Origin of the sequence: Pinisolibacter sp., from assembly GCF_036782435.1 — a bacterium.
In the GTDB taxonomy this organism is placed as follows: domain Bacteria; phylum Pseudomonadota; class Alphaproteobacteria; order Rhizobiales; family Ancalomicrobiaceae; genus CALBKH01.
The window spans coordinates 12,584-25,592 of record NZ_DAIPZB010000039.1; the positions used below are offsets into that span (position 1 = coordinate 12,584).

The 13,009-nt window shown below is 68.3% G+C and carries 12 protein-coding genes; 4 read left to right on the plus strand and 8 right to left on the minus strand.

What is annotated here, in order from left to right:
* Positions 1 to 3: 3 nt before the first annotated feature.
* The 3 genes from V7Q42_RS16035 to V7Q42_RS16045 form a co-directional block, all read right to left on the minus strand.
* Positions 4 to 1,767, minus strand: coding sequence for an ABC transporter ATP-binding protein (locus tag V7Q42_RS16035; protein ID WP_333825108.1), 1,764 nt, complete (start codon positions 1,765 to 1,767; stop codon positions 4 to 6).
* Between the two features lie 180 nt (positions 1,768 to 1,947).
* A complete protein-coding gene (locus V7Q42_RS16040; RefSeq protein WP_333825109.1) occupies positions 1,948 to 3,558 on the minus strand; it encodes a GMC family oxidoreductase in 1,611 nt (536 codons plus the stop codon).
* Between the two features lie 318 nt (positions 3,559 to 3,876).
* On the minus strand, positions 3,877 to 5,373 hold the full coding sequence (locus V7Q42_RS16045; protein WP_333825110.1) for a CoA-acylating methylmalonate-semialdehyde dehydrogenase: 1,497 nt from the start codon (positions 5,371 to 5,373) through the stop codon (positions 3,877 to 3,879).
* A gap of 138 nt (positions 5,374 to 5,511) precedes the next feature.
* Here V7Q42_RS16045 and V7Q42_RS16050 point away from each other — a divergent pair, with 138 nt between their 5' ends.
* Positions 5,512 to 6,456: a LysR family transcriptional regulator gene (locus tag V7Q42_RS16050; protein ID WP_333825111.1), complete on the plus strand. Its 945-nt coding sequence runs from the start codon at positions 5,512 to 5,514 to the stop codon at positions 6,454 to 6,456.
* Here the strand turns inward: V7Q42_RS16050 and V7Q42_RS16055 are convergent.
* From V7Q42_RS16055 to V7Q42_RS16070, 4 genes are all read right to left on the minus strand, one after another.
* Positions 6,429 to 6,737 (minus strand): ArsR/SmtB family transcription factor, encoded by a 309-nt coding sequence (locus tag V7Q42_RS16055; protein ID WP_333825112.1) that lies wholly within the window; start codon positions 6,735 to 6,737, stop codon positions 6,429 to 6,431. The two genes, V7Q42_RS16050 and V7Q42_RS16055, sit on opposite strands and share 28 nt — an antisense overlap.
* Before the next feature lie 596 nt (positions 6,738 to 7,333).
* On the minus strand, positions 7,334 to 7,942 hold the full coding sequence (locus tag V7Q42_RS16060) for a TetR/AcrR family transcriptional regulator (RefSeq protein WP_333825113.1): 609 nt from the start codon (positions 7,940 to 7,942) through the stop codon (positions 7,334 to 7,336).
* Positions 7,943 to 8,012: 70 nt separating this feature from the next.
* Positions 8,013 to 8,525 (minus strand): hypothetical protein, encoded by a 513-nt coding sequence (locus V7Q42_RS16065; RefSeq protein WP_333825114.1) that lies wholly within the window; start codon positions 8,523 to 8,525, stop codon positions 8,013 to 8,015.
* Positions 8,526 to 8,592: 67 nt separating this feature from the next.
* Positions 8,593 to 9,579, minus strand: coding sequence for a 2-hydroxyacid dehydrogenase (locus V7Q42_RS16070; RefSeq protein ID WP_333825115.1), 987 nt, complete (start codon positions 9,577 to 9,579; stop codon positions 8,593 to 8,595).
* Positions 9,580 to 9,881: 302 nt separating this feature from the next.
* On the opposite strand from V7Q42_RS16070, the gene V7Q42_RS16075 reads away from it, so the two are divergent.
* The 3 genes from V7Q42_RS16075 to V7Q42_RS16085 all read left to right on the plus strand — a co-directional run bounded on the left by V7Q42_RS16075 (position 9,882) and on the right by V7Q42_RS16085 (position 11,557).
* Positions 9,882 to 10,400 (plus strand): SH3 domain-containing protein, encoded by a 519-nt coding sequence (locus V7Q42_RS16075; protein ID WP_333825116.1) that lies wholly within the window; start codon positions 9,882 to 9,884, stop codon positions 10,398 to 10,400.
* Between the two features lie 17 nt (positions 10,401 to 10,417).
* Positions 10,418 to 10,921 (plus strand): GNAT family N-acetyltransferase, encoded by a 504-nt coding sequence (locus V7Q42_RS16080; RefSeq protein WP_333825135.1) that lies wholly within the window; start codon positions 10,418 to 10,420, stop codon positions 10,919 to 10,921.
* 108 nt (positions 10,922 to 11,029) lie between these two features.
* A complete protein-coding gene (locus V7Q42_RS16085) occupies positions 11,030 to 11,557 on the plus strand; it encodes a MarR family winged helix-turn-helix transcriptional regulator (protein WP_333825117.1) in 528 nt (175 codons plus the stop codon).
* A 211-nt stretch (positions 11,558 to 11,768) separates the two neighbouring features.
* Here V7Q42_RS16085 and V7Q42_RS16090 read toward each other — a convergent pair whose 3' ends face one another.
* Positions 11,769 to 12,896, minus strand: a complete 1,128-nt coding sequence (locus tag V7Q42_RS16090) for a TRAP transporter substrate-binding protein (protein ID WP_333825118.1) — start codon at positions 12,894 to 12,896, stop codon at positions 11,769 to 11,771.
* Positions 12,897 to 13,009 lie beyond the last annotated feature (113 nt).

Genomic DNA, 13,009 nt, shown 5'->3' on the forward strand with positions numbered 1-13,009 from the left:
CGGTCAACCGAACTGGACCTCGTGCAGGCGGGCGTAACGACCGCGGGCGGCGAGCAGATCGTCGTGGCGGCCCTGTTCGACCACCCGGCCGGACTCGATCACGCAGATCTTGTCGGCGCGCTGGATGGTCTGGAGACGGTGGGCGATGACCAGCGTCGTCCGGTTCTTCGACAGTTCGGCCAGCGCTTCCTGAATCGCCCGTTCGCTCTCCGTGTCGAGGGCCGCCGTCGCCTCGTCGAGGAGCAGGATCGGGGCATCTTCCAGAATGGCGCGGGCGATGGCGATACGCTGGCGCTGGCCGCCGGAGAGCTGCAGTCCGTTCTCGCCGACCGGGGCGTCGTATCCATCGCGGAAGCCGACGATGAAGTCGTGGGCGTACGCGGCACGGGCCGCCGCCTCGATCTCGGCCCGGCTGGCGCCGGGTCGGCCGAGGGCGATGTTTTCGGCCACGGTGCCGGCGAAGAGGAAGACGTCCTGGCTGACGATGCCGATCCGGTGGCGCAGAGACCGGCGCGACACGGCGTCGATCGCGGTGCCGTCGACGGTGATCGAGCCGGACCGCGGATCCCAGAAGCGCAGCAGCAGGGCGAAGATCGTCGACTTGCCGCCGCCCGAGGGGCCGACCAGCGCGGTGGTCCGGCCCGCCTCGGCGACGAGGGAGAGGCCGTTCAGCACGTCCTCGCCATCGCGGTAGGCGAAGCGCACGTCGGCGAATTCGACCCGGCCGCCGGCGACGGCGAGCTCGGGCATGTCGGCCGCCTCGGCCTCGCGCGCCGGCTGGCCGAGGAACTCGTAGAGGAGGCCGACGCCGACGAGATTGGCGGAGAGTTCGACATGGACGCGGGCGAGCCGCTTGGCCGGCTCGTAGGCGAGCAGCAGAGCGGTGATGAAGGAGAAGAAGGTGCCGGGGGTCGCGCCCGAGGCCACCACCCGCCAGCCGCCGTAGAGGATGACGCCGGCGACGGCGAAGCCGCCGAGGGTCTCCATCAACGGCACCGAGCGGGCGCCGACGCGGGCGCGCTTGTCGGCGGCCGCCTGAACGGTGGCGATCTGGCCTTCCATGCGGGTGCGGAACAGGTCCTCGAGGCCGAAGGCCTTGACGACGCGGATGCCGCGCACCGTCTCCTGCATGGTCTCGAGCACCGCCATGCCACCGGCGAACTCGGAGCGCATGATCTTCTTGGCGCGTTTCACCAACCCCTGCACGCCCCACACGGCGAGCGGCATGACGATGCCGCCGACGATCGACAGCATCGGATCCTGGACGATCATCACGGTGACGAGGCCGAGCAGCGACAGGAAATCGCGGCCGGCGACGGTGATGAGGGCGTTCAGCACCTGCGCCGAGGAGGTGGCGACGAAGGACAGACGGCCGACGAATTCGGAGGTGTGGCGCTCGGCGAAGAAGGGCACGTCCATCGCCAGCATGTGGCCGTAGAGGCGGCGCTGGACCGAGGCGACGATGGCGTTGGCGATGCGGGTCAGGGTGATCTGCTGGCCGTAGGTGGCGAAGCCCTTGACGGTGTAGAGCACCACCACCGCCCCCGACAGCATCCAGATGGCGCTCTGGTTGCGGGCGATGAACACCTCGTTGATGACGTCGCGCATCAGATAGGCGGAGAGCGAGGTGGTCGCCGCGATCATCGCCATGAAGACGAAGGCGAGGAGATAGCCCTTCCAGTGGGCGCGGCCCTGGTCGGCGACGAGGCGGCGGAGCAGGGCTGGGGTTTCGGCGGGCGGCGCCGGGCGAGCCACGGACTCGGGCATGGAGTTCCTGAACGGGAGTTCCGGTACGACGGTCGGCCGCGCACGGCGCGGCGTTTTCCTCGCCTCAATGGCGCAGATCGCCGCCGAGGGCAATCGTGCCCCGGCGTCGCATCGGCCTTTTCTCGCCGATTCGGTCACCCGCGCGGCGGCGCGGCGCGTCGGGCCGCACCCGAAGGCCCGTCAGGCGGAGGCTCGGGCGTCCTCGAGCACCATGCCGGCCCCCTTCTCGGCGATCATGATGGTCGGCGAGTTGGTGTTGCCGGAGGTGATCGCCGGCATGATCGAGGCGTCGATCACCCTGAGCCCCTCGACCGCCCGAACCCGGAGGCGCGCGTCGGTGACGGCGAGCGGGTCGGAGGCGAGGCCCATCTTCGCGGTGCCGACGGGATGGAAGATGGTGGTGCCGATGTCGCCGGCGGCCTTCACCAGTTCCTGGTCGGAGGTCAGCTCCGCCTTCGGCAGGAAGGCCTCGGGGCGGAAGCGAGCGAGCGACGGGGCCTCGGTGATGCGGCGGGCGAGACGGATCGAATCGACCGCCACCCGGCGGTCCTCGTCGGTCGAGAGATAGTTCGGGGCGATCGCCGGAGCGTCGGCCGGGTTGGTCGAGCGGGCGTGGATCGAGCCGCGCGAGGTCGGGCGCAGGTTGCACACCGAGACGGTGAAGGCCCCGAAGGGGTGCATCGGCTCGCCGAACTTGTCGAGCGACAGCGGTTGGATGTGGAACTCGATGTTCGGGGTGGCGAAGTCGGACGACGAGCGTGTGAAGGCGCCGAACTGCGACGGCGCCATCGCCAACGGGCCGCGGCGGAAGAGGGCGTATTCGACGCCCATCCAGGCACGTTTGAGATAGTTGCGGTAGTCGGTGTTGAGGGTGCGGGTGCCGGAGATCTTGAAGATGGTGCGGAGCTGCAGGTGGTCCTGCAGGCTCTCGCCGACGCCGGGGACGTCGGCCACCACCTCGACACCGAGGCGCTTCAACCGCTCGGCCCCACCGACGCCGGAGCGCTCGAGGATCGCCGGGGAGGCGACGGCGCCGGCGGCGAGGATCACCTCACCGAGCGCGGCCACCCGCTTCTCGACCCCGTCCTTGCGATAGGCGACGCCGACGGCGCGCTTGCCCTCGAAGAGGACGCGGTCGGCGAGGGCGCCGGTGATCACCGTGAGGTTCGGTCGATCGAGGGCGGGTTTCAGGAAGCCGCGGGCGGCCGACCAGCGCCGGCCGTTCTTCTGGTTGACCTGGAAATAGGAGGATCCCTCGTTGTCGCCGCCGTTGAAGTCGGCGACCTTGGGGATGCCGCATTCGGCCGCCGCGTCGGCGAAGGCGTCGAGGATCTCCCAGCTCATGCGCGCCTTGTCGACGCGCCACTCGCCGTCGGCGCCGTGGTTCGCCGAAGCGCCGAGATAGTGGTCCTCGTGCGACTTGAAGACCGGGAAGACGTCGTCCCAGCCCCAACCTTCGAGCCCCATCTGGCGCCAGCCGTCGTAGTCGGCGGCCTGACCGCGCAGGTAGAGCATGGCGTTGATGGCGGAGGAGCCGCCGAGCACGCGCCCACGCGGATACTTGAGCCTGCGGCCGTTGAGGCCGGGATCGGGCTCGGTCTCGAAGCACCAGTCGGCGCGCGGATTGCCGATGGCGAAGAGATAGCCGACGGGGATGTGGAACCAGATCCAGTCGTCCTTGCCGCCGGCCTCGAGCAGCGCGACCCGGGTCTTCGGGTCGGCGGAGAGCCTGTTGGCGAGGACGCAACCGGCGGAGCCGCCGCCGACGATGACGTAGTCGAAGGTCTCCATGCGGTCCTCTCCCTGCGGTGCTTCTCGGTGGGCGCTCTTCGCGTGCGGGAGAGGCGAGAGCCGGCGCGTTTCCGCCGGCCCGGCGGCTCGGAGCCCCCCCTCCCTGTCCCTCCCCCTCCAGGGGGGAGGGAACGATGTGGCACCTGCCGTCGTAACGCTCGTTCCGTGGACTCTCGACGCGCGGCACGTGCGGTCGGGGAGCGAATTCGAGCCGACTACAGTGGTCGTTTCGAGCGTCCCCGCCCCCCTCGACGGGGAGGGGCAGTGAGGGGAGCCGGGCGCTCGATCGATCTCGCTCCCTGCGCGACCCTCACACGATCACTTCATCGTCGGAATGACGAAGTCGGCGCCGGCGCGGATGCCCGAGGGCCAGCGCGAGGTGACCGTCTTGGTCTTGGTCCAGAAGCGGAAACCGTCCATGCCGTGCTGGTTGAGGTCGCCGAAGGACGAGCGCTTCCAGCCGCCGAAGGTGAAGTAGGAGAGCGGCACCGGGATCGGCACGTTGACGCCGACCATGCCGACCTCGACCCGGGCGGCGAAGTCGCGCGCCGCGTCACCGTCCTGGGTGAAGATGGCGGTGCCGTTGCCGTATTCGTGGGCGTTGATCATGCCCAGCGCCTCTTCGTAGTCGTGGGCACGGACGATCGACAGCACCGGTCCGAAGATCTCCTCCTTGTAGATCTTCATGTCGGTGGTGACGTGGTCGAAGAGACAGCCGCCCATGTACCAGCCGTTCTCGTAGCCCTGCATCTTGAAGCCGCGGCCGTCGACGAGGAGCTTGGCGCCCTCCTTCACGCCGAGATCGACGTAGCCCTTGACCTTGTCGAGGTGGGCGGCGGTCACCAGCGGGCCGAAATCGGCGCCGGCGTCGGTCGAGGGGCCGATCTTGAGGCTCTCGACGCGGGGGATCAGCTTCTCGATCAGGCGCTCGGCGGTGCCGGCACCGACCGGAACCGCGACCGAGATCGCCATGCAGCGCTCGCCGGCCGAGCCGTAGCCGGCGCCGATGAGGGCGTCGACGGTCTTGTCCATGTCGGCGTCGGGCATCACCACCATGTGGTTCTTGGCGCCGCCGAAGCACTGGGCGCGCTTGCCGTTCGCGGTGGCGCGCGAATAGACGTAGTGGGCGATCGGGGTCGAGCCGACGAAGCTCACCGCCTTGATGTCGGGGTCGTCGAGCACCGCATCGACCGCTTCCTTGTCGCCGTTGACGACGTTGAAGATGCCGGCCGGCAGACCCGCTTCCATCCAGATCTCGGCGATCATCATCGGCACGCCGGGATCCCGCTCGGACGGCTTCATGATGAAGGCGTTGCCGGCGGCGATGGCCGGGCCGCACATCCACAGCGGGATCATCGCCGGGAAGTTGAACGGCGAGATGCCGGCGACGACGCCGAGCGGCTGGCGCATCGAATAGAGGTCGATGCCGGGGCCGGCGTCGGTGGTGTATTCGCCCTTGAGCATGTGCGGGGCGCCGATCGCCACCTCGATCACTTCGAGGCCGCGCTGCAGGTCACCCTTGGCGTCGAGGATGGTCTTGCCGTGCTCGCGGGCGAGCCGGTCGGCGATCTCGTCGGCGCGGGCGTTGCAGATGTCGAGGAACTTCATCAGCACGCGGGCGCGACGCTGCGGATTGACCGCCGCCCATTCGCGCTGCGCGGCCTTGGCGTTCTCGACCGCGGCGCGCAGTTCGGCGGTGGTGGCGAGAGCCACGGTGGCGATCTGCTCACCGGTCATCGGCTGCCAGATCGGCGCGGTGCGTCCCGAAGTGCCGGCGACCGCCTTGCCGCCGATGAAATGTCCGTACTCGCGCATGAAATCCTCCCGTCAGGGGCTTTTCGTTCCAGGTGGCGGCGACAATAGTATGGACAAATCGCCACATCCACGGATCATGTCGCCCATATCCCGTGGCGAAATGCTCATACGCGTCACAGATGTCGGAGGCCACCGTCCTTGACCACCCGCTTCGACTGGAACGATCTCCGCTATTTCCTCGCCGTGGCGCAGCAAGGGACGCTGACCGGCGCGGCGCGGCGGCTCGGCACCGACCACGCGACGGTCAGCCGCCGGGTGGCGGCGCTCGAGCGGGCGATCGCGGCGAAATTGTTCGAGCGAGCGCCGCAAGGCTACTTCCTCACGCTCTCGGGCGAACGTCTGCTCGCCCACGCCGAGGCGATGGAGGCCCAGGCGACGGCGGCGACCGCGGAACTGGGGCGGCCGGAGGTCGGGGTCACCGGCACGGTGCGGATCAACAGCCTCGAGGGCTTCGGCAACGTCTTCCTCGCGCCGCGTATCGGCCGCTTCGCCGAGAAGCACCCGCAGCTGCGGCTGGAACTCGTCACCATCCAACAGATCGTGGCGCTGTCGAAGCGCGAAGGCGACGTGGCGATCGGTCTGGCGCCACCGAAGGAGAGCCGCTTCGTCACCACCCGGCTGACCGACTACGATCTCGGCCTCTATGCCGCGCCGAGCTACCTCGAGCGGCACGCGCCGATCCGCCGCCGCGGCGACCTCGTGCACCACGCCTTCGTCGGCTACGTCGACGATCTCGTCTTCACCCGCGGTCTCGACTATCTCGACGAGGTGCTGCCGGGCCTCAAGGCACGCATCCAGTCGTCGTCGCTGACGGCGCAGATGACCATCACCGAACGCGGCCACGGCATCTGCGTGCTGCCGTCGTTCATGGCGGCGGAACGGCCGGGTCTGGTGCCGGTGTTGGCGCAGGAGGTGCGGCTGACCCGCAGCTACTGGCTCTTCACCCACGCCGATCTCGCCGACACGGCCCGGGTCAGGACCGTGACGCGCTTCATCCAGGAAGAGATCGCGGAAGATCGCACCTGTTTCTCGGTGGACGGGCGCACCGGTGGGGCTCAGTCCTCGCCGCAGCCGCCGCAGTAGAGCCCGTGCAGGGTCTCGAGAATCGACTTCACCTCGTCGCCGGCGAGCGAATAGAAGATCGACTGGCCGGCCCGGCGGGTGGTGACGTAGCCCTTGTGGCGCAGCACGGCGAGGTGCTGCGACAGCGCCGACTGGCTCAGCCCGACGGCTTTCTCCAATTCGCCGACCGGCCGCTCGCCGTCGACGAGCTGGCACAGGATGAGGAGGCGGCGGGGGCTACCCATCGACTTGAGGAGCGCCGCCGCGCGTTCGGCATTGGCTTCGAGTTCGACGATGTTCATCAGGCTACGGCCGCCCCTTCCGGACGTCTTCTCGTTCGCGGGATGCGGTCGGCCGCGCCTCCCCAGTGATGACGCCATCCGCGGATGCGCATGCGCCCCTCATACGGATGATCAACTACGGACACTGCCTTACCCGGACTCGTCTGACAAGAGTTCGCAAATGCAAAAAACAGAATCCGCGCATATACTGACACAACCGTTTCGAACTTATCGGCGACTCCGAGAAATCCCTTTTCAGCAATGGCATAGTAGGCGAAGAAATTTTCCCTCGATCGTAGCAATTTGATATTTCAATTTGCGTCTCGTGACCACGCCGGCGCCGAGCGCCGCTCGAGCGCCGCTCGAGCGTGCGCGACGCCTGCCGAAATGGCACATTCGCTGGGATTTCGAGCGGTCGTACGCGGCGCCCGATCCGGGACGATCCGCCCGAATTCGCCCTCTCGCATCGCACGGCCGGCCCGGCGATCCGACTCATACCAAAGGCCGAAGGTGCTGACGCACCCGGCCTTCGAACACACGCGAATTTCTCTTTTTCGTCAGAGATATGAGAAATTCGCGTCAGGAATACCATCGGTCATTTCCAATGACCGATGGTATCAACCGCCGCGCCGCGACAGCGCGTCGTCGGTGAAGGCCTCGCACAGGGCGAGGGCGTCGGCGGCGCGGTAGCTGCCGGGATCGAGGCATCCCTGCAGCCACAATCCGTCCATCAGGGCGGCGAGGCCGAGGGCGGTGTGACTCGGATCGAAAGCAGGGTCGGCGGCGGCGCAAGCGGCCAGTTCGCGCTCGATCGACCCGCGGTAGTCGGCCCACATGCGTTTCTGGATCGACTTGAGCGGTTCGGCGTGCGGCAGGAGGCTCCAGAACACCACCCAGATGCGCAACAGCCGCGGGTCGAGCACGGCGTCGGAGAAGATCGCGGCGAAATAGGCCGAGAGCCGGCGGCGGGGTTCGCTCTCGCGTTCGACCCGCGACATCACCTCGGCCAGGAGATCCTTCGACAGTTTCTCGTAGGCTGCGCCCACCAGCGCTTCGATGCCGTCGAAGTGGTGGTTGACGAGACCGGCCGAGACGCCGGCTTCGGCGGCGATGCGGCGGACCGAAACGCCGGCGTGCCCCTGCTCGGCGAGGCAACGCAACGTGGCCTCGACGAGATCGGCGCGGCGGTCTTCCGGCAGGGCCCGGCGATATTTCGGTGACTGCACGGGCGGCGATCTCCTCGCGGACGCCGGCGGGAGGCGGATCCGGCGGCGTGCCGGCCCCTGCTCTCGACGGTCAGGGACGTTCCCAGGTACCGGCGATCTGTTGGCCGAAGCGGACGATGGTGCGGGTTCCGTCCTCGCTCTTGCGGACGTTGAAGCACTTCTCGCGGTTGGACCCCGACCAGCGCGAGCAATAGCCTTCGGCGATGACCCGCCAGAAGCCGACGACCGGCTTGGGCTTCTTGCCGGCCATGGCCAGACGAGAAGCCTTGCCGTCGGGAGTGAAGACCATACGGAACGCGGTGCCGTCGGGTCCGGTGGCGACGAAGGGACGGCCGTCGAACCAGATCTCCTTGATCTGCTCGCCGCTCATCTTCTCCGGCATGCCGTGGCGGTCGAGTGCCGGTTTCTGCGGCGCCGGAGCGGCCGCCGGAACCGCCACCGGCGCGGGCGCGGGCGCGGGCGCGGCGGGCGCGACAGGACTCGGCGCCGACTGCTGGGCGAGCGCCGGCGCGAGCGAGACGCCGAAGGCGGCGAGGGCGACGAGGCCGAAACGGCGGTGCGAGGACGGAGCACGAGGGGTCATCGGATCTTCTCCTCGATCGGCCGTCGACGGTCGGAGAGCGGCGGCGGCGAACGACGCCGTCGCCGGCTCACAGCATCGACGGCAGGACGCGGTCGGGGGGACGGTGGCCATCCTGGTACGTCTTGATGTTGATGATCACCCGTTCGCCCATGTCGACGCGGCCCTCGATCGTCGCCGAACCCATGTGGGGCAGGAGGACGACACGCTTGCAGCGCACCAGCTTGGGGTTGACGGCGGGTTCGTGTTCGAAGACGTCGAGCCCGGCGCCGGCGAGCTCACCGGCTTCCAGCATGCGGGCGAGGGCGTTCTCGTCGATCACCTCGCCACGGGCGGTGTTGACGACGAAGGCCTCGGGGCGAATCAGTTTGAGGCGGCGAGCCGACAAGAGATGGTAGGTCGCCGGGGTGTGCGGGCAGTGGATCGAGATGACGTCCATGCGGGCGAGCATCTGATCGAGGCTCTCCCAATAGGTCGCCTCCAGCCCCTCCTCGACCGACGCCGGCAGCCGGCGACGGTTGTGATAGTGGATCGACATGCCGAAGGCCTGGGCCCGGCGGGCGACCGCCTGACCGATCCGACCCATGCCGATGATGCCGAGGCGCTTGCCGTTGATGCGGTGGCCGAGCATCCAGGTCGGCGACCAGCCGTTCCAATCGCCGTCGCGAATCACCGCCATGCCCTCGGCGACACGGCGCGGCACGGCGAGAATCAGCGCCATGGTCATGTCGGCGGTGTCCTCGGTGAGGACGCCGGGAGTGTTGGTGACGGTGATGCCGCGATTGAGCGCGGTCTGGACGTCGATGTTGTCGACGCCGTTGCCGTAGTTGGCGATGAGGCGCAATTGCGGGCCGGCCTGGGAGATCACCGCGGCATCGATGGTGTCGGTGACGGTCGGCACCAACACTTCGCAGCTCTTCACCGCCTCGACCAACTCGGCCTGGCTCATCGGGTGATCATCGACGTTGAGACGGGCGTCGAAGAGCTCGCGCATCCGGGTCTCGACGACGTCGGGAAGACGCCGGGTGACGATCACCGAGGGTTTGCTCTTCGGCATGGACTGCAGCTCCCACCACGTTTCACCGTGCATCCGACGCGTGCCGCGGGCACCGTTCCCTCCGAAGGTTCCGACCCTCGGAAGGCGAAAGGCGCCGGTGCGATCACCCGTTGAAGTGTCCTTAACCACGGCGACGCAGAGTCGTCGCGAGGCGCACTCCCCGCACTTCCGTTCTGTCTAGCAGATGCCTCGCAAATGACAATTCGTCGAGGAACCTACCTTTCGTCGCGATCGGTGGCGACGATCGCAGGACGTGGTAGACAACCCGGAACGCCGAACCTCCCCATTCCGTCGGAAGATCCATGAATTTTCGTGCCCGAGCCTTCGCCGCCGCCCTCCTGATCGCCCTGCCGACGGCGGCGGCGCCCGCCGTCGCGCAACAGGCCGTCGGTCCGAGCGGGCTGCCGCTGCCGCGCTTCGTCTCCACCAAGTCGTCGCCGGTCAACGTCCGCCAGGGTCCGAGCAAAGACCACGAGATCGCCTGGACCTTCGTCAAGGCCGGGGTGCCGGTCGAGATCACCCAGGAATTCGACGTGTGGTTCCACATCCGCGATTCGGAAGGCGCGGAGGGCTGGGTGCAGAAGACGCTGTTGTCGGGCAAGCGCACCGCGCTCGTCACCCCCTGGGAGAAGACCGGCAGGACGCCGATGCGGGAGAAGGGCGAGGCCGGGGCGCGGATCGTCGCCGAGGTCGAGCCGAACGTGCTGCTCGAGGTGGCGGAATGCACCGGGCGCTGGTGCCGGGTCTCCGGCGGCGGCGTCAAGGGATGGATCGAGCAGGGACGCGTCTGGGGCGCCTATCCGAACGAGGTGTTCCGGTGAGCGCCGAACGGGAGCCGATGCCCGCGACGATCGTCCGCGACGCCGAGGACGGCGATCTCGAAGCGATTCGGCGCATCTACAACGTCGCCGTCGCCGAAACCACGGCGATCTGGAACGAGACCCTGGTCGATCTCGACGACCGCCGGCGCTGGGCCGCGGCGCGACGGGCGCTCGGCTATCCGGTTCTGGTCGCGGAGATCGACGGCGAGATCGCCGGCTACGGATCGTTCGGCGACTTCCGCGCCTTCGACGGCTACCGCCACACCTGCGAGCATTCGGTCTATGTCGACGAGCGCTTCCGCCGCCGCGGCGTGGCGCGGGCTCTCGTCGTCGAACTCGAGGGCCGCGCGGCGGCGCTCGGCAAGCATGCGATGATCGCCGGCATCGAAGCCGGCAACGCCGCCTCGATCGCACTGCACACCGATCTCGGCTTCGTCGAGGTCGGGCGTCTTCCCGAGGTCGGGCGCAAATTCGACCGCTGGCTCGATCTGGTCTTCATGGAGAAGATCCCGGGCGGGTGAGGTCCACCCGGTCCATTGGTCGAAGAACGCGAGAATGTGACCGAAAACCGCCGGATCATCGACCTTCGCACGATTGTCCGTATGCTCCGCGCATGCGATGCATCGCGCATGTCGCACCGCACCACCGCCAATCGGCTCGCCGCCTTCGCCACCCTTCTCCACGACTCGGTCCATGCCGAGAGCGAAGACCTGTCGGCGAGCGCCGCCGCGGCGCTGACGACGCTGCGGCAGAACGGGCCGACCGCCATCCTCGACATCGCCCGCACCGTCGGCCTCACCCATTCGGCGACCGTCCGTCTGGTCGATCGGCTGGAGAAGGACTGGCTGGTGCGCCGTCTCTCCCGCAAGGGGCGCGAGGTGAAGGTCGAGGTGACGGCGCGCGGTCGACGCCGCGCCGGCCAGTTCCAGGACAAGCGTATCGCCGCCGCCGAAACGCTGGTGGGGGTGCTCGACGCCGAAGAGATCGAGATCCTCGGCCGCGCCCTCGACAAGATGCTGGAGGTTCCCGTCGACGGGCAGGAGAGCGCCGACCACATCTGCCGCACCTGCGACAAGGACGGCTGCCGGGCGGAGAACTGCCCGGTGGAGGCGGCAGCCGAGCGGCTGGAGGCGGCGAAGGCGCAGCCGGCGGAATGATCGGACGACCGGCGCGACCGGATGCGGCGAGGAAATGCGAAACGGGCGCCCGAGGGCGCCCGTCGTGTTTTCGTCGAGTGCGGCGAACCCCATACCGTAGGACCTCGATGAGGAGCGAAGGTAATCCGCATGCGAATTTCCCGGCGTGGCCGCATGGGAAGATTCGCATCGCTTCGATGGCCGGGCGTGTCGGCACCCCCGGCCGTGGCCATCACGCGTCGCGGCCGAGTTCGCGCATCTGGTAGGCGGCGAGGTCCATCACCTTGGCGTAGGCGGCGGACTGCTGGCGGAAGGCCTCGAAGCTCTCGTAGACCTCCTTGGCCATGGCGCCGGAGGCGGCGATCTCGGCCATCACCGCCTTGGTCTCCTTGGCCAACACCTTGACGATGTCGTCGGAGAGCGACTTCACCTGGACACCTTCCTTGTCCATCACCGGCTTCAGCGAGGCGATGTTGTGATAGGTGAAGTCGGCGTAGGACTCGGCGGCCGAGGCATAGGCGGCGCGCTTGACGATGTCCTTCAGGTCGTCGGGCAGGCCGTCGTAGAGCTTCTTGTTGACCATCAGCTCGAGCGCCGGGCCGAACTCGAAGAAGGACGGCATGTAGTAGTACTTGGCCACGCGGAACAGGCCGAAGGCGAGGTCGTTCCACGGACCGACCCATTCGGCCGCGTCGATGGTGCCGGACTGCATGGCCTGGAAGATCTCGCCCGGCGGCAGCAGCACGACGTTGACGCCGAGGCGACGCAGCACCTCGCCGCCGAGGCCGGCGATGCGCATCTTGAGGCCCTTGAAGTCGTCGACCGTGTTGATCTCCTTGCGGAACCAACCGCCGGCCTGCGGGCCCGACGAGCCACAGTAGAAGGGCTGGACGCCGAAGGGCGCATAGGCCTTCTCCCACAGCGCCTGACCACCGCCGAACCACAGCCAGCCCATGTGCTCGTTGGCGAAGAGGCCGAAGGGTACGCCGGTGAAGAAGTGGAACGACTTGTCCTTGCCCTGCCAGTAGTAGGGCGAGGCGTGGCCCATCTCGGCGGCGCCGGAGGAGACCGCGTCGAAGACCTCGAAGGGCGGCACCAGTTCGCCGGCGGCATAGAGCTGCACGGTCAGGCGGCCGCCGGACATGGCGGTGATACTGTCGGCGAGGCGCTGGGCGTTGACGCCGACGCCGGGCGTGTTCTTCGGCCAGGAGGTCGCCATCTTCCAGGTGAGCTTGGTGTCGGCGCGCACAACGGCCGGCGCGGCCAACGTGCCGACGGCCGCGGCGGCGCCGAGGCCGAGCAGGCGGCGGCGTCCGACGCCGCGATCTTGGTTGGAACGGGTCTCGTTGTCTTCGCTCATGACGATCTCCCTGAGGCTCGGAAGCCGGCCGAACCTCGCATGTCCGAGGCCCGTCAAGGTAGTCGTGGGAAACCCGATCCGGCAAGGCCGTCGAGCGTCTGTAATTCCGCGTC